This window comes from Thalassospira sp. CH_XMU1448-2, assembly GCF_037027285.1.
Lineage (GTDB): Bacteria > Pseudomonadota > Alphaproteobacteria > Rhodospirillales > Thalassospiraceae > Thalassospira > Thalassospira profundimaris_C.
Map to the genome: position 1 here is coordinate 520,875 of NZ_JAYMEA010000002.1, position 16,139 is coordinate 537,013.

The following is a 16,139-nucleotide window of genomic DNA, read 5'->3' on the forward strand; positions in this document are numbered from 1 at the left end:
AGACACGCGATTGCAGGTCGCCTTTTATGCGCCGCTGAAACCTGTTGACCATCCGGTGCCATCGGGGGATCGGCTGATTGCGCAGCTTTTGTGCGATGCGCTTGAGGTTGCTGACATGAAGGTCGACATCGCATCACGCCTCAGAAGCCGGGTTGCAGATGGCAATGGCCTTAAACAGGCGCGGCTTTCAGAACTCGGGGGCAAGCTCGCCGGACGGTTATTGCGGCAATATCAGTCCGGTTTTCGTCCACGTCCGGATATCTGGTTTACCTATCATCTTTATTACAAGGCACCTGACTGGATCGGACCGATCGTTGCTCGTGCACTTGATATTCCCTATGTGGTCGCCGAGGCATCTTTTGCACCTAAAAGATCGGATGGTCCCTGGCGCCAAAGCCATGCCGCGGTTGAAACCGCTTTGCGTCAATCTGAAGCGGTGTTTTCATTAAACCGATCGGATATGACCTGTTTGCAGGATGTTTGCAGGGACGACGTTCTGCATTTCATCGCACCCTTTACCCATGTCGACCGCTGGATCGTACAAAATCGTGCGGGCATTGATCCGAATTGCCTGAGGCTGGTGACAACAGCGATGATGCGAGACGGAGACAAGCTGAAGTCATTTGCTGTCTTGGCGCGCGCGTTGGGGCGACTTCTGCGCAATGGTGTGATCAACTGGCATCTGACCGTTATTGGCGATGGCCCGGCCCGACATCGTGTCGAGTATCTCTTTGACGAGCAGGGTATTGCATCAGACCAGGTGAGTTTTTCCGGATTGTGTGTACCCGAAGAAACCCGGGATATCCTTGGGCAGTCTGACCTGTTTGTATGGCCAGCAGTAAACGAGGCATTCGGGATGGCGATGCTTGAAGCACAGGCGTCCGGCTTGCCCGTCTTGGCAGGAGATTCCGGGGGCGTATCCGGTATCATATCAAACGGCACAACCGGCTGGCTGGTTCCGGTGGGGGATGAGGAGGCATTTGCTGATCGTCTTGCCAGTTGTCTGACCACGGATCTGGATGTACTTCGACCATTTGGACAAGCCGGTGCATCGAAGGCATCGCAGCATCACACTGTTGCTGCGGCGGCAAACATCCTTGGCACGTCGCTTCGCAAGATTGCCTGTGATCATCAAAGGGGCGGATAATGAAAGCCGTTCGATTTGCATTGCTCCGCCACGGTGTAACTGAGTGGAATGCTCAAAAACGCATTCAGGGACATTCCGATATATCGCTGAGTACTGATACCGTTGCTTCCTACCGGAAGCTTCGCCTGCCTGACGTTTGGCGTTCTGTTCCATGGTATTGTACCCCCTTGTCGCGTACCCGCGAGACAGCGGATGCCTTGTCCATTACGCCGGTTTCGCCTGAACCTGCGCTGATTGAGATGAACTGGGGGCAATGGGAAGGCAGAAGACTTCCTGAATTGCGTGCAGAACTTGGGGATACCATGCGCGAGAACGAGGATCGTGGTTGGGATTTTCGTCCCGATGGTGGTGAAAGTCCCCGCGATGTGTTGCAACGGGTCGAGGGATTCTTGCATCGCTCACCTGTGCCGGAATTTGGCGCCATTACCCACAAGGGCGTTATTCGTGCAGTTTATGCCGCAGCAAAACCCTGGAATATGATGGGGAAAATACCCGACACGCTTGATTGGCAACGTTTGCATGTTTTTGAATGGAACGAGAAGGACGGGTTTTCAGTGTCCGAACTTAATGTGCCACTGATCGCTGTATCGGGGCTAAATGATGTCTGATGTTTTTGTCTATGTTCAGCATTTGCTGGGGATCGGCCATGTCAGACGCATGGCGTTGATCAATCAGGCAATGCGCGATAACGGGCTTTCGATCACCGTGGCGAGTGGTGGCGTGCCGGATGACGGGATTGATTTTGCCGCAGACCGGGTTGTTCAGCTTTCACCGTGTAAAACAGCAGACAGCAATTTCTCCGGTCTTGTGGACCCGAATGGCAATCTGCTTGGGGATGAGTGGAAAGAGCGCCGCAAGACAGAACTTCTTGCTGCATTCAAGGCTTCAGCTCCGAAACTGGTCCTGATCGAGATGTTCCCCTTTGGACGTCGGGCCTTTCGTTTTGAGCTGATCCCGTTATTGGAAGCCGCCAAAAAAGCTGGAATTCCAATCATCTGTTCGGTGCGTGATCTCCTAGTGCGCAAAAAGGACCCGGCCAAGACGCAATGGATGGCAGATATTGCGCGAAAATATCTTGATGCGGTTCTGGTGCATGGCGATCCAAAGTTGTTTGGCTTTGATCGCAGCTTTGCCCAAGCCGACCAGATTTCTGATTTAATTGTTCATACGGGATATGTCGCACCGGCCATGAAAACTGGCGCGACGGTATCGCGCGAAGGAGTTCTGGTTTCGGCGGGTGGTGGTGCTGTTGGCGCAGAGCTGATCGAACTTGCTATTAATGCCCGCAGCCATTCCTCAAAATTTGGACAATCGCGCTGGGATATTGTCGCCGGACCGCATTTTCCCGTCGCGCGTTTTGATGCTGTTGCGCGGAATTTACCAGAAGGCATCACTCTTCATCGTTTTCTCCTAGACTTTCGGGAACGTATGGCCGGGGCCGCAGTATCTGTATCACAGGCTGGTTATAACACGCTGATGGACGTGCTTGCGACCAGAACACCTGCTGTTATGGTTCCTTTTGCCGAGGGGGGCGAAAGCGAGCAAACAGAGCGTGCAGAAATTCTTTCAAAAGAAGGGGTTATTTCCCTGCTTGATCTTGATGGCCTGTCTGCGCAATCATTAGCAAAACAGATTGATCGCGCCAGCCAACCGGCAAACGTAAAAATTGCATTGGATGGCGCGCAAAAGACTGCGTCAATTGTCGCAGGAATGATTAAGGGGCAGGTATGAGCGGTTGGGATCAGTTGCGCACGGAGCTTGATCTGTGGCAAGCCGAAGGCGGCGTTGCCACGGCTTGGTGGCGCGACGACGATGCCGTGACGGTTACCGCGGAACTTGAAACCATTCTTGCATTTGAGCAGGATTACAAAGTTCCGCTGGCGCTTGCAGTGATCCCGGCTCTGTTGGAGGACGCCCTTGTCGAGCGTCTGGTGGAAACCGTGGACACCCGTGTATTGCAGCATGGATGGTCTCATCAAAACCATATGCCGGAAGGTTGTAAAAAACAGGAACTTGACGACGTTCGTGATATCGGGGCGGTGGTTGCTGACTTGCGACAGGGGTTTCATGTTCTTGAAACGCGCTTTGGAAGCCGGTTCCTGCCTGTCGTGGTTCCGCCCTGGAACCGCATTGCCAGCGATGTTGTGGCGAGCCTGCACTCACTTGGGTTCCGGGGACTAAGTACCTTTAATGCGCGCAAGACAGCCGAACCTTTCGAAGGACTTCTTCAGGTCAACACACATGTCGATGTCATCGATTGGCGCGGAACACGCGGATTTGTTGGTGAAGATGTTGCTCTTGCTATGATGGTCAATCACCTGAAAGCCAGAAGAACAGGGCAGGTTGACAGGGATGAGCCAACCGGCATCCTGACCCATCATCTTGTTCATGACGAACCAACGACCAAGTTTCTCGATAATTTGTTCTCTATGGAGCATGCTGCATTAAGCTGGCTTAGAATACCCGGGGTATTTCCATGGCAATAAGTCCCAAAGATCATTTGCAAGCTGAATCCGCCGAAGGGCCAACGATCCATGCGGATCCTGTTAAACCTGTCGGGGTGGGGGACAGTGATGTTCAGGTGATGGCTTACCCGGCCAAACTGATGGCGCCTGATCTGGCAAAATCAACTGTCGGCCTGTTGATCTGCGGTGTGATCGCGCTTATCCCTGACATGCTTGAAATCATTCAATGGACGGCGGCCGGTCTGGCATTGCTGTTCATCTTTTATTTTGCTCGAACCCTGATCAGGCTGCAGTCAAAGCTGTTTGTCTCTGAATACGGTATTCGACTTTCAAGCCTGCGCGGGGGGACGGCTTTTGCATGGCCGGAACTTTCAAAGTTCCGTTTGCGTTATTTCAGTACCAAACGCGATGGAAATAAAGGCTGGTTCGAACTGACGCTTCATGCTGGCGAAACCAAAATTGTCGCAGAATCAACACTGGACGGATTTGACGATCTGCTTGAAATTTCACGGGATTGGGCGAAAGATAACCAAATTCTTGTGGACGACGTTACAAGAACAAACCTGATGCGTCTGGATGAAGCTGAAACACTTGTTCAGGCTGCTGCGGCAGAGCGCTCAAATGGTGGTGCCAAACGAACATGACTGACATTCTGCGTATCAAGGATCTGAAAGTTGAGTTCGTCTTGCCGCATATGCGGGTCAAGGCTGTCGAAAACGTAAGCTTTCGCATCGGTGCGCAGGAAACGGTCGCTCTGGTCGGGGAGTCCGGATCAGGCAAAAGCACAATCTCGCAAGCAATCATGGGACTGTTGCCGAAATCAGCACAGATTACCAAAGGATCAATAATCTTCGCGGACCCGAAGAAACCGGGAACGCGTGTTGATCTTGCCATGCTTGATCGTTCGGGTGCCGAAATGCGTGCGATCCGCGGTGGTCGCATTTCAATGATCTTCCAGGAACCGATGAGTTCCCTGTCACCGCTTCATACCATTGGTGATCAGATTTGTGAGGCCGTGCGCCTTCATCGCAAGGTAGGCCGGGCAGAGGCCAACGAACTTGCAATCGAAATGTTGACCCTGATCGGGTTCCCGCAGCCAAAGAGGGCGCTTAAAACATATCCGTTTGAATTGTCCGGTGGTCTGCGACAGCGCGCGATGATCGCAATGGCGATGGTCTGTCGTCCGGCTTTGCTGGTGGCGGATGAACCTACAACAGCCCTTGATGTAACAATTCAGGCGCAAATTCTTCGCCTTATCAAGGAAGTGCAAAGCGAACTGCAGATGTCGGTTTTGCTGATCACACACGATCTGGGCGTGGTCGCCAACATGGCAGACCGGATGGTCGTCGTATACGATGGCCGGGTTGTCGAGGCAGGGAAGACCGATGATGTTTTCATCAATCCCGGTCATGCATATACCCGGTCACTTTTGGCTGCCGTACCGCATTTCAATATGGGCCCGGACGAGCGGTTGCGTCCTTTACGGGAAATCAAACCCAAAACCGGAAGTCTGTTTTCCGAAAGCAACCAGACAGACGGTACGCGAGATGCACCGGAAATTCCGCCGTCACTTGCGTTGCATCCGGCCATGGCAAGCGAGCCTGTCCTGGCGGTGCGCCATCTCAGCAAAAGCTTTAGCACGCGCAAGGGCAACTGGATCAAATCAGAAGAACGGCTGGTTCCCGCTGTTGATGATGTGTCCATCACGGTTAATCGTGGCGAATGCGTCGGTCTGGTCGGGGAAAGCGGATGTGGCAAGACAACACTTTCCAAACTGATCATGCGGGCGATGGAGCCTGATACCGGTTCGATCCTGTTTCGCGGTGAAAGTGGTCAGATGACCGAGTTGACCGGTCTTGATGAAGATCAGCTCAATCCATACCGGAAACGGATACAATTCGTGTTTCAGGACCCGTTTGGATCGCTTAACCCACGAATGACAGTTCAGGATATCATTGCAGAACCAATGATCATTCACGGGGTCGGGGATAGTGCATATCGCAAACAGATGGTGCTTGAGCTGATGGATCTTGTCGGGCTTGATCCACGTTTTCTAAGTCGCTATCCGCACAGTTTTTCAGGGGGGCAGCGTCAGCGCATCGGCATTGCACGCGCACTTAGCCTGAAGCCGGATTTGCTGATCTTTGATGAACCGACCTCTGCGCTTGATGTGTCTGTTCAGGCACAAATACTTAATTTGTTGAAAGACTTGCAGCGTAATCTTAATCTGACATATCTGTTTATTTCTCACAATCTGGCAGTCGTCGATTACATCGCGGACCGGATTGCTGTGATGTGTGCAGGCCGCATTGTTGAGTCAGCCCCTCGCGAACAGCTGTTTAAGAACCCGGTGCATCCATATACGCAGGCGTTGCTGAATGCCGTGCCGTTTGCCGATCTGGATCATTTGCTCGACTTCGACAAAATTGTTGATGGCAAGGCATCTGATCCGGCACGCTGGCCAGCACCCTTTACGATCAATGACACCAGTGCACCCAAGATGATGCAATTTGCAGAAGACCATTTTGTACGCGCTGAACGTGCCGATTTTACGGAGGTCGCAATATGATGAAGCATTGTGCCAGTTCGACTGTATCAGCGCGCCGCATGTTCGGTGGCCTGATCATCGGGATGGGGCTTGTTGGTGCTTCTTTGATGCCGGTGATGGCACAGGCAGAAGTTCCGTATTTTGAGGACGCTGTCGCCAAGGGTACTTTGCCGGCAATGCTCGAGCGGCTTCCGGAACATCCAAACGTCATTGATTTTGGTGCCGAGGATAAAACCATCGGAAAATATGGTGGTGAATTCGTCACCATCATGGGGCGTTCCAAGGATATCCGTATGGCTGTCGTATATGGCTATGCGCGTCTGGTCGGTTATGATCAGGACCTGAATTTACAGCCCGATATTCTCGAAGCACTGGACGTGAACGAAGAAGGTAACGTGTTCACGCTTCATCTGCGCAAGGGACACAAATGGTCCGATGGTAAGCCCTTCACTGCCGAGGATTTCAGATATTATTGGGAAGACATCGTCAATAACGACGAATTGTTCCCGGTTGGTCCGCCGCGCTTCCTGTTTGTTGGTGATGAACCGGCAACCTTCGAAGTTCTGGACGAATACACCGTTCGATACAGCTGGTCACAGCCCAATCCGTTTTTCCTGACCGAGCTGGCAGCAACCCGTCCGCCGTTTATTTATCGCCCGGCGCATTACCTTAAACAGTTCCATGAAAAATATCGTGACCATGATGAGCTTGAGCAACTGGTTCACGAACGTGGATTGCGTAGTTGGGCTGTTCTTCACACGGATCTGGACCGCCCCTATAAGCTTTCGAACATCAACCGCCCGTCGCTTGAACCCTGGCTGATCACAACGGAGGAACCGTCTGACCGGTTCGTGTTTGTGCGCAACCCGTATTATCACCGTGTCGATCCCGAGGGAAATCAGCTGCCTTATATCGACAAGATGATCTTTAATATCTCGAACTCGAAACTGGTGCCTGCCAAAGTTGGGGCGGGAGAGGTCGATCTCCAAAGCCGTATCCTGTCTCTTAAGGATTACACTTTCCTCAAGCAGTCCGAGGGCAAACAGAATTATCAAGTTCGCCTTTGGGATGTCGGTGCAGGTTCCTATGCGGCCCTTTATCCCAATCTGACATGTTCGGATCCGGTTTGGCGCGATGTCATGCGCGATGTACGTTTTCGCCGCGCCCTGTCGCTTGGGATCAACCGTACTGAAATCAACCGGGTTCTGTTCTTTGGGCTGGCGCAACCCACCAACAATACGGTTCTGCCAAAAAGCCCGCTTTTCAAACCCGAATATCGCGAGAATTACGTCAAGTTTGATGTAAAGGCGGCCAACGCATTGCTCGATGACATGGGCCTTGATCAGCGCAACGATGATGGCATCCGTTTGCTGCCTGACGGTCGCCCGATGGAAATCATTGTCGAGACCACTGGCGAGAATCCTGAACATGACGACATGCTCGAGCTGATTGGTGACAGCTGGCGTCAGATCGGCATCAAGATGTTTGTCAAAGGCTTGCAGCGCGAGGTTCTTCGTAATCGCGCCTATAGTGGCGAAACCATCATGTCGATCTTTAACGGGGTCGATAACGGTCTGGCGACGGCCAACTCTGTTCCATCTGAATTCGTTCCCGTACAGCAAGACAGTCTGCAATGGCCGAAATGGGGGCAGTATTATCAGACCGACGGCGAGGCAGGCGAAACGCCAGACATGCCCGCTGCCAAGGAACTGATGGATCTGTATCGCAAATGGCAGACCAGCAATGAAAAGGGCCGGAGGGAAGCCTGGCAGGGCATTCTTGATATCAACTCTGAAAACATGTTCTCGATCGGACTGATCGGCAATGTGCCGCAGCCTGTCGTCGTTGACAAAGACCTGCGCAATGTCCCGGAAAAAGGCATTCATAGCTGGGAACCAGGTGCATTCTTCGGGATTTATCGTCCGGACACATTCTGGTGGGACAGATAAGCCTTTTGAACCAATAACAGGGCGTTTTGCTGCCAACGAGGGAAGGGCACAAAACGACAGGGGGAGCGATTTCGCCGATGCTGACTTACTTGGCAAGACGGCTTTTTGTAATGGTGCCAACACTGATCATGATCAGTGTGCTGGTATTCGTGATCATTCAGCTCCCGCCGGGCGATTTCCTAAGTACCTATCTGAACGAACTTCAGGCCCAGGGCGAAGCAGTCGACCCCGCAAAGATCGAATTTCTGAAGCGGCAATACGGCCTCGATCAGCCGATCTATGTCCAGTATGTGGAATGGGCATGGGGGCTACTGCATGGTGATCTTGGCTTTTCGTTTGAATATAACCTGCCGGTAACCGATGTGGTTGGTGACCGCCTTTGGCTGTCGATGGTGCTGAATTTCAGCACCGTGATTTTTATCTATATCGTCAGTTTTCCGATCGGGATTTATTCGGCGACCCGCCAGTATAGCTGGGGCGATTACGGTTTTACCCTGTTAGGGTTCCTTGGTCTTGCGATGCCAAACTTCCTGTTCGCGCTGATCCTGCTTTATTATGCGAATGTCATTTTCGGTACATCGATCGGCGGATTGATGGACCCGGAATTCATCAATCAGGGTTGGTCCTTTGCCAAGATCATGTCAGTTGCGGAGCATCTTTGGGCACCTGTCGTCGTGATCGGGACATCGGGTACGGCTTCGATGATCCGTCGGTTGCGCGCAAACCTCCTTGATGAACTGAGCAAGCAATATGTTGTTACCGCACATGCCAAGGGATTGTCGCCGACCAAGGTTCTATTCAAATATCCGCTGCGCATGGCGCTGAACCCGTTTATTGCGGACATCGGTAATATCCTGCCGCAGGTGGTATCAGGATCGGTTCTGGTGTCTGTTGTGATGTCCTTGCCGACAACAGGTCCGATGCTGCTCGCTGCCCTGCAGAGCCAGGACATGTATCTGGCGGGCTCGTTCCTGATGTTTCTGGCACTTCTGACTGTGGTCGGTATGTTCATATCCGATGTCTTGCTGGCCTGGCTTGACCCCCGCATTCGTTTGCAGGGAGGTGTGATGAAATGAGCACGGACAGCAACAAGCGCAACGAACATTACGTCGATGCGACACCGTTCGATCCATGGGATCGCGAAGCCCTGACACCGGAACAGGAAAAATACTATCTGGCATCACAGTGGCAATTGATGTGGTGGCGACTTAAACGCCATCGGTTGGCGTATTTTTCGCTGATCATTCTGGCCATCATGTATGCGTCTGTGCTGATTGTTGAGTTCATCGCACCCTATGCGCAAGAAAGCAGAAATTCAGAATTCATTCATCATCCGCCGCAAGGTATTCATCTGTTCCATGATGGGAAATTTGTTGGTCCGTTTACCTATGGCACCGATTTCTCGGTTGATATGGAAACGCTCAAGCCGACTTATGTTGTCAATAAGGACCGCGTAAACCCCATCAGGTTTTTCTGCTCAGGCGATGAATATGCGTTCTGGGGGATGGTCGATATGGATTTCCATTTCGTCTGTCCGGCAGATGATGGAACGCTGTTTATCTTTGGTACGGATCGACTGGGGCGAGACATGTTTTCGCGCATTATATATGGCGCGCGCGTTTCACTGACCATCGGACTTGTCGGTATATCGGTCAGCTTCCTTCTTGGTGTCCTGATCGGCGGGGCGGCTGGGTATTACGGTGGCTGGGTTGACGCAACAGCTCAGCGCACCATCGAGGTCATCCGGTCACTACCGGAAATCCCGCTCTGGATGGCGCTTTCCGCAGCCTTGCCGGTAACCTGGAGCCCGGTTCTGATCTATTTCGGGATCACCATCATTCTCGGCCTTATTGACTGGACAGGGCTTGCCCGCGCTGTGCGTTCAAAGCTCCTTGCCCTTAGGGAAGAAGATTATGCATTGGCGGCACGCCTTATGGGGGCAAAGCCAAAGCGTATTATTGCCCGCCATCTTTTGCCGAACTTTGCAAGCCACCTGATTGCGTCTGTAACACTTTCCATTCCGAACATGATCCTTGGCGAAACGGCGCTAAGCTTCCTGGGGCTGGGATTGCGCGCGCCGGTAACCAGTTGGGGAGTTCTTTTGAACGATGCCCAGAATATCAATGCCGTGGCGGTTTATCCGTGGCTGATGTTGCCGGTGGTGCCGGTTGTGATCGTGGTGCTGGCGTTCAATTTCCTTGGTGACGGGCTGCGTGATGCAGCCGATCCCTATAAGAACTGATTCTGTGATGACTTCGGCCATCCCGAGACTCGAAACAGATCGTCTGATATTGCGTGAGATCTCGATCGCAGATTGGCCAGAATATCGGTCTATGTTGATGTCCGAACGGGCCATTCATATGGACGGCCCGTATTCATTGGCCGGTGCTTGGGGAATGTTCTGCGCGGATACCGCGCAATGGTCGCTGTTTGGTGTCGGAGCATTAATGATTGATGAAAAATCAACGGGGCTTTGTGTTGGTCAGGTTGGCATCAATCATGGACCACTTTTCCCCGAGCACGAACTGGGTTGGCTGCTTTATCAAGATGCCGAAGGACGCGGAATAGCGACCGAAGCCGCTATTGCCATGCGTGCATGGGCCTTTGGTGTCCGCAAATTGACGACACTCGTCAGCTATATTGCACCCGATAATCATGGGTCCATCGGGCTTGCCATACGGCTTGGCGCAGTCCTCGATCATGATGCACAACGTCCCGATCCCGAAGACCTCGTCTTTCGGCATCAGGCTCCTTAACGCATCGTTACTTTTTACGGAGCCACAAGCTGGTTTCATGCGCGCCGTCAGGCAGGTGGATGCCGTTGGCAATTGATTTTTCAATCAGTCCGCCAAGTCGTGTCGTCGCATAGGCGCTGGACCACAAGACTTCAAACCCGTTACCGGCAAGAAGCGATGCAACGCCTTGTTGCTCGTTATATCCGCGCCACTGCCAGATTTCCGGATAGTCATCGGGAAGGGTGATGTCATGGATATGGATGATGGTACCGCTTGGCAGAATCGGGATGACAGTTGAAAACAACAAGTCGACATCTGTGCCAGGCATCAGGATATGGCTCGAATCAATCGACAGAATGTCTGATCCTGCAAGCCTTGCGAATACGGCCGGATCGGCCTTTTGTACGATGGTTCGTTCAATCGTGATTGGAAGTTTTGCAATATCGGCACGCGGGGCGGGATCAATGGCGTGGAAGTCGGTGGCGAGTTCGCCGTCGCGGATGGCACGATGATAAAACCGTGTTGAATGTCCTGAACCGATTTCAACGATACGGTTCGGGCGGAATTCACGGGTAAAGACATAGGCCATCATACCGTCAAGGCGCGGAAACCAGCTTTGTTGCCAGCGCGGTTCAGGTGGTGTTGCGTTGCCGAAACTTGCGAAGGCATCCTGGTACTGTGCGGCCTTGGTCAACCATGCCTTCATGGTTGGCGCGGCCTGTTCCATCATGGTTTCGATGGCGGGATATGTCGGGTGACCCACTGCCTGTTGTGTTTCACTGGCATAGCGATAGGGGATGAAGTAGCCCGCCGGTTCTTTGCCAAAAAGCGTTTTCAAACCAAGTTTCCAACGGCGCATTCTGCGTGAGAACGGCATGGCAGTCATATTTTCAGTCCCTTTGGTTCGTCGGTTTGAATGCAGATGAAACTCTTGAGCTTTAAGGCATCAATCACAAAAAGTCTGATCTTCACCGCGCCAGCTTCGCATGAGCCAGAATGAAAATGCCAGTGCAATTCCCGACAGTGCGGCCATGAAGTAATAGGTGTGCGCGCCAAAGCTTTCATATAGCGGACCGGATGCCCAGATACTGCTGCCAAGGAACACGCCCATTGACAGTGTCGCCATCAGGCTTTGGGCTGATGTCGCAAGCTGTTGGGGGATGGCGCGGGCGATGAAGCTTACTGCGGCCAGATGGGTGATGCCAAATGTCATGGCATGGAGTGGCTGAACAAGGAAGATCAGCCAGACATTGTCGCTGGAACCCAGAACGATCCAGCGAAGGACACCGGCCATTGCGCCAAGCGCAAACAGAATGCCTGGATGACGTCCGCGTACAAACCGTCCGGCAATGGCGAACAAAACGATCTCGGCTACAACACCAATGGACCAGAATGTACCGATCATTTCATGGGAATAACCAACCGATTCCCAATGGACAGAGGCAAAGCTGTAATAGGTGCCGTGCGACCCTTGGGCAAATCCGATGCAGCCAAGGTAAATCAGGAATACCGGCTTGCGCAAAAGATAGATCAGCGAAGACCCGGACCGAAGCGGACGGTCTGTTTGCGGGTCCGGCATGCGGGTGGTGATCGCGAAATTGATGATCCCCGCAATGAACAACATCCAGACGATCCATTCAACGGTTGTTCCGTCAAGCACCCAGCCCGCGCCGTAGGATGCCAGAATAAAGGCCAATGACCCCCAAAGCCGCACCCGGCCATAGTCAAGCTGCCGGGCCTTGCATTCGTGAACTGTAATCGTGGTTCCAAGCGGTAAAAGTGGCGAGAACGTAAAACCTATGACCACAGAAAGGGCTGCTAGCCACCAGAAGTTACTTGAAACCGGAAAGGCCAGAATGGAAACGACATAGATACCCGCAAGCCACATCATGGGGGTTTTGCGATTGCCAGTACGATCCGCACGCTGCGCGATCAAGGGATCTGCAAAAACACGTATCCAGTTGGGCAGTGACAAAAGTATCCCAATCTCACCGGCTGACAATCCCTGCGCCTTGAGCCAAACCGGCCAATAGGGCAGGAAAACCCCCTGTACCAGAAACAGGCCCGAGAAAAACAGGGCAAGAGTGGTCGCGGTTCTAAAGCGCTCCGGATCTTTTTGCGGATAAGCTACCGAACTGTTCATGCAGAGATTTGTCGACGTTTGAGGCCACGGATAATAAAGCGCGCAGGATGCACCGCGTGCATCAGGGATTTTTCCAGTGGCAGGGGCATGGCGCAAATCTCGCTGGCAAGAATTTCGGCGGCAAGCGGGGCACCTATCAGTCCGCGTGCCCCAAATCCCGTACAGATATACACGTCTTTGTGGTAGGGCGCACCGATATATCGCGCACCTTTTTTGCCTTTGTCGATATCGTGATAGGCCGCAAGATAACGATCAAAATCCGGTGCTGGTCCGATCAGCGGCAAGTGATCAGCCGTTGTTGTCCGCAATGATGCGCGACCATCAAGGACTTCAGATGAAAGTTTCTCAGCCAGTACAGGAAATATTTTCCCTAACTGATTGATATTATGTGCATGATCTTCTTCACGCAGGTCGGTCTGATCATCGTCGCGACCAAAGGTTGCCCCGATCACATGCAGGCCGTTTCGTGCTGGCGTGAGATAGCCCTTATAGCTGACAACACAACCGATATTGGCGTTTTCATAGCTCTTTGATACCAGCTCTTCGGGGCAAAAACTGATCTGGCCGCGTACCGGATTTAAGTGATCGCCAAGCCATCTGGTTTGCTCCAGCTGGCTGGTCTCAAGGGCACCTGCGATAACGACGGCATCAAACGTGCCAAACGCGCGCCCGTCTGCTGTCAGCAGCATTTTTCCGTCCGGGTCGTCGACAATTGCGCTAATCGCCGTTCCAAGCTGACAGGTGATATTGCGGGTCAGGGCCCGAACCAGGGAAGGTGGATGGACCCAACCGGCAGACGGGTAAAAAACACCATCCACCGGAACCGGGAGGCCCAGAATATCGCGCGCTTCGTCACGGGTCATCGGGCGAACCAGATCAGGTTTATCTTTCAGGCGTGCGATCAAACCATCCAGTCGTTCGCGCTTGCGCGGACTGGTCGCCAGATCAAGAACGCCACAGAAATCTGCTTCTACCTCGCCGCGCTCGGCCATCGGTTTGATCTTTCGATGACTGTATCGATAACCAGCCTCGTAAAACCGCCCCATGATCGCGTGATCAACGGTCAAATATGGTTCAAGCATACCAATCGGGTTGCCTGACGCGGCATTGGCCAGCTGGTCATGCTTTTCAAACAGTGTCACGTCGCATCCACGATGGTGTAGTGCCTCGGCACAAGCTGCACCCGCCATGCCACCACCAATGATCGCAACCGACTTTGTGGTACTTTTCCGGGGAAAATTGAACCATGGATCGTCGGCAATCTCGTATCTGCCGGTATCCTCATTTACGGCGTCATCGTTCGACGGCAGACAAGCAGTGATCATGTCGCGCTTATAGGCATATCCCTTGCGCTTGCTGATGACAAAGCCCGCACTTTCCAGCCCGTCACGGGCAATGCGCGCCGCAGTAAAGGTCGCAAGTGTCGCGCCATTCGGGTTGGACGCGCAGGCAAGGGCAGTAAACAGGGAAGGGTGCCACATATCGGGGTTGCGAGATGGTGCAAAACCGTCAAGGAACCAGCAATCAATATTGCCCTCATACCCCGACCAGCATTCAATCGCGTCGCCAATCAAAAGGGTCAGGCTAACTGCTCCATGACCAAGAATAAAACGGTGCACCCCCGGAAGCATCGTTTCGCGTGGCCATGTCTCACAAAGCTCTGCTGACAATTGGCGGAGTTCCGGCCAATTGTGATGGGCCCGGATCATGTCTTCACGTGACAACGGGTACTTTTCAACCGAGACAAAGTGAAGCCGACCGGATCGATCTGCGTCCTGTGTCCAGCATTGCCAAGCTGCAAGAAAGTTCAGGCCGGTTCCGAAACCCGTTTCGCCAATGCTGAAGTTTTCTTTGCCTTGCCAGGCTGACGGAAGATTGTTGCCCTCAACAAAGACATATCGCGTTTCAGAAAGACCGTCTTTGGGATTGTAATAGACATCGCCAAAATGCGGTGAAAACGGAACATCTCCGTCCCGCCAGGTTATCTCGCCCGCTTCGGGAATGGTGTCATCAGGTGCGATGGCATCATCATCGGCCGTCATGCAGACAGCGCCTCGTCATCAAGTTCGGGCACCAGTGCAAGTGCTTCGCGCACTACCTCTGTACCCGCACCTTTGCGATGGGCATTCTCGCTAAGGTACCGACGCCATTGTTTGGCACCGCGCATTTGCTGGAAGAGGCCAAGCATGTGGCGGGTGACATGACCGATCGTGGCGTTTTCTTCGGTCAGGTGCTGTTCGATATAGGGGATCATTGCCTCGACCACCTGATGGCGGGTCAGCGGTTTGAAGTCATCACCATAGAAACGTCGATCCACATCAGCCAGAATATAAGGGTTCTGATAGGCTTCTCGCCCGATCATCACGCCATCGACATGCTCAAGATGTTGCTCTGTTTCATCAAGCGTCTTGATGCCACCGTTGATCAGGATTTCAAGTTCGGGAAAATCCTGCTTCAGTCGATAGACCAGCTCGTATTTCAGCGGCGGGACTTCGCGATTTTCCTTGGGTGAAAGACCGTTGAGCCATGCCTTGCGGGCATGAACAATGAATGTTTTGCAGCCTGCATTGGCAACGGTTTCGGTAAAGTGTTTGAGCGATGGATAGTCTTCCTGATCATCAATGCCGATGCGGTTCTTTACCGTTACCGGTGCGTCACTGGCTGCGATCATGGCTTTGACGCAATCTGCGACAATGTCGGGCGTTCCCATCAGACAGGCACCAAAAGCACCGTTCTGGACACGATCAGACGGGCAGCCGCAATTCAGGTTGATTTCGTCATAGGCATAGCCATTGGCGATTTCACATGCGCGTGCCAGATCATCCGGGTCGCTGCCGCCAAGCTGAAGGGCAATCGGATGTTCAGCGTCGTTATAACGCAAATGCCGCTCGACCCCGCCATGAATGATGGCACCGGTTGTGACCATTTCGGTATAGAGCAACGTATGACGACTGATCTGCCGCAGGAAATAGCGATCATGCCGGTCCGTCCAGTCCATCATCGGGGCGACGGAAATACGTCGATTAACAGTCATATGCCTACCGTTCGTCATCAAAGCGGGTGAATGGGGTTGCCGTTGATAATGCGTGGTCTTTATAAATGCTAGCGGATTTGGGGTCAAAACCGATTGCGAGATGCATGGCTGCATCCCG

Annotated in this window: 14 protein-coding genes; 10 read left to right on the forward strand and 4 right to left on the reverse strand. The window is 52.9% G+C overall.

All coding sequences use genetic code 11. The features are described from left to right. The first annotated feature begins 10 nt into the window (after nt 1-10). The 10 genes from WA318_RS09740 (at nt 11) to WA318_RS09785 (ending at nt 10,865) form a co-directional block, all read left to right on the forward strand. Nucleotides 11-1,147, forward strand: a complete 1,137-nt coding sequence (locus tag WA318_RS09740) for a glycosyltransferase family 4 protein (RefSeq protein ID WP_336080743.1) — start codon at nt 11-13, stop codon at nt 1,145-1,147. Then, complete coding sequence (locus tag WA318_RS09745; RefSeq protein ID WP_336080744.1) at nt 1,147-1,755, forward strand: histidine phosphatase family protein; 609 nt, start codon at nt 1,147-1,149, stop codon at nt 1,753-1,755. The genes WA318_RS09740 and WA318_RS09745 overlap by 1 nt, the downstream gene beginning before the upstream one ends. Continuing rightward, a complete protein-coding gene (locus WA318_RS09750; protein ID WP_336080745.1) occupies nt 1,745-2,878 on the forward strand; it encodes a glycosyltransferase family protein in 1,134 nt (377 codons plus the stop codon). Before WA318_RS09745 ends, WA318_RS09750 begins: the two co-directional genes overlap by 11 nt. Then, complete coding sequence (locus tag WA318_RS09755) at nt 2,875-3,633, forward strand: polysaccharide deacetylase family protein (protein WP_336080746.1); 759 nt, start codon at nt 2,875-2,877, stop codon at nt 3,631-3,633. The genes WA318_RS09750 and WA318_RS09755 overlap by 4 nt, the downstream gene beginning before the upstream one ends. Next, nucleotides 3,624-4,256 (forward strand): hypothetical protein, encoded by a 633-nt coding sequence (locus tag WA318_RS09760; RefSeq protein WP_336080747.1) that lies wholly within the window; start codon nt 3,624-3,626, stop codon nt 4,254-4,256. The genes WA318_RS09755 and WA318_RS09760 overlap by 10 nt, the downstream gene beginning before the upstream one ends. Next, on the forward strand, nt 4,253-6,181 hold the full coding sequence (locus tag WA318_RS09765; RefSeq protein ID WP_114097676.1) for an ABC transporter ATP-binding protein: 1,929 nt from the start codon (nt 4,253-4,255) through the stop codon (nt 6,179-6,181). The genes WA318_RS09760 and WA318_RS09765 overlap by 4 nt, the downstream gene beginning before the upstream one ends. Beyond that, nucleotides 6,178-8,109, forward strand: coding sequence for an ABC transporter substrate-binding protein (locus WA318_RS09770; RefSeq protein WP_336080748.1), 1,932 nt, complete (start codon nt 6,178-6,180; stop codon nt 8,107-8,109). Before WA318_RS09765 ends, WA318_RS09770 begins: the two co-directional genes overlap by 4 nt. A gap of 77 nt (nt 8,110-8,186) precedes the next feature. Next, entirely contained in the window at nt 8,187-9,185 is a 999-nt protein-coding gene (locus WA318_RS09775; RefSeq protein ID WP_114097678.1) for an ABC transporter permease, read from the forward strand. Next, nucleotides 9,182-10,351 (forward strand): ABC transporter permease, encoded by a 1,170-nt coding sequence (locus tag WA318_RS09780; protein WP_114097679.1) that lies wholly within the window; start codon nt 9,182-9,184, stop codon nt 10,349-10,351. Before WA318_RS09775 ends, WA318_RS09780 begins: the two co-directional genes overlap by 4 nt. Then, nucleotides 10,326-10,865 carry a GNAT family N-acetyltransferase gene (locus tag WA318_RS09785; protein ID WP_336081481.1) on the forward strand — a complete coding sequence of 180 codons (540 nt, stop codon included), beginning with the start codon at nt 10,326-10,328 and terminating at the stop codon, nt 10,863-10,865. The genes WA318_RS09780 and WA318_RS09785 overlap by 26 nt, the downstream gene beginning before the upstream one ends. A 7-nt stretch (nt 10,866-10,872) precedes the next feature. On the opposite strand, the gene WA318_RS09790 is transcribed toward WA318_RS09785, so the two are convergent. From WA318_RS09790 to dusA, 4 genes are read right to left on the reverse strand one after another with little or no spacing between them, the layout of a single operon-like run. Further along, nucleotides 10,873-11,730 carry a class I SAM-dependent methyltransferase gene (locus tag WA318_RS09790; RefSeq protein WP_336080749.1) on the reverse strand — a complete coding sequence of 286 codons (858 nt, stop codon included), beginning with the start codon at nt 11,728-11,730 and terminating at the stop codon, nt 10,873-10,875. A gap of 60 nt (nt 11,731-11,790) precedes the next feature. Continuing rightward, a complete protein-coding gene (locus WA318_RS09795) occupies nt 11,791-12,987 on the reverse strand; it encodes a 3-phenylpropionate MFS transporter (RefSeq protein WP_336080750.1) in 1,197 nt (398 codons plus the stop codon). Beyond that, nucleotides 12,984-15,029, reverse strand: a complete 2,046-nt coding sequence (mnmC, locus tag WA318_RS09800; protein ID WP_336080751.1) for a bifunctional tRNA (5-methylaminomethyl-2-thiouridine)(34)-methyltransferase MnmD/FAD-dependent 5-carboxymethylaminomethyl-2-thiouridine(34) oxidoreductase MnmC — start codon at nt 15,027-15,029, stop codon at nt 12,984-12,986. The genes WA318_RS09795 and mnmC overlap by 4 nt, the downstream gene beginning before the upstream one ends. Then, nucleotides 15,026-16,021 carry a tRNA dihydrouridine(20/20a) synthase DusA gene (dusA, locus tag WA318_RS09805; RefSeq protein WP_336080752.1) on the reverse strand — a complete coding sequence of 332 codons (996 nt, stop codon included), beginning with the start codon at nt 16,019-16,021 and terminating at the stop codon, nt 15,026-15,028. Before dusA ends, mnmC begins: the two co-directional genes overlap by 4 nt. Nucleotides 16,022-16,139 lie beyond the last annotated feature (118 nt).

Coding starts and splice junctions, on each gene's coding strand:
- WA318_RS09745 (WP_336080744.1), top strand. CDS start 1,147: ATGAAAGCCGTTCGATTTGCATTGCTCCGCCACGGTGTAACTGAGTGG.
- WA318_RS09750 (WP_336080745.1), top strand. CDS start 1,745: ATGATGTCTGATGTTTTTGTCTATGTTCAGCATTTGCTGGGGATCGGC.
- WA318_RS09755 (WP_336080746.1), top strand. CDS start 2,875: ATGAGCGGTTGGGATCAGTTGCGCACGGAGCTTGATCTGTGGCAAGCC.
- WA318_RS09760 (WP_336080747.1), top strand. CDS start 3,624: ATGGCAATAAGTCCCAAAGATCATTTGCAAGCTGAATCCGCCGAAGGG.
- WA318_RS09765 (WP_114097676.1), top strand. CDS start 4,253: ATGACTGACATTCTGCGTATCAAGGATCTGAAAGTTGAGTTCGTCTTG.
- WA318_RS09770 (WP_336080748.1), top strand. CDS start 6,178: ATGATGAAGCATTGTGCCAGTTCGACTGTATCAGCGCGCCGCATGTTC.
- WA318_RS09775 (WP_114097678.1), top strand. CDS start 8,187: ATGCTGACTTACTTGGCAAGACGGCTTTTTGTAATGGTGCCAACACTG.
- WA318_RS09780 (WP_114097679.1), top strand. CDS start 9,182: ATGAGCACGGACAGCAACAAGCGCAACGAACATTACGTCGATGCGACA.
- WA318_RS09785 (WP_336081481.1), top strand. CDS start 10,326: ATGCAGCCGATCCCTATAAGAACTGATTCTGTGATGACTTCGGCCATC.
- WA318_RS09790 (WP_336080749.1), bottom strand. CDS start 11,730: ATGACTGCCATGCCGTTCTCACGCAGAATGCGCCGTTGGAAACTTGGT.
- WA318_RS09795 (WP_336080750.1), bottom strand. CDS start 12,987: ATGAACAGTTCGGTAGCTTATCCGCAAAAAGATCCGGAGCGCTTTAGA.
- mnmC (WP_336080751.1), bottom strand. CDS start 15,029: ATGACGGCCGATGATGATGCCATCGCACCTGATGACACCATTCCCGAA.
- dusA (WP_336080752.1), bottom strand. CDS start 16,021: ATGACTGTTAATCGACGTATTTCCGTCGCCCCGATGATGGACTGGACG.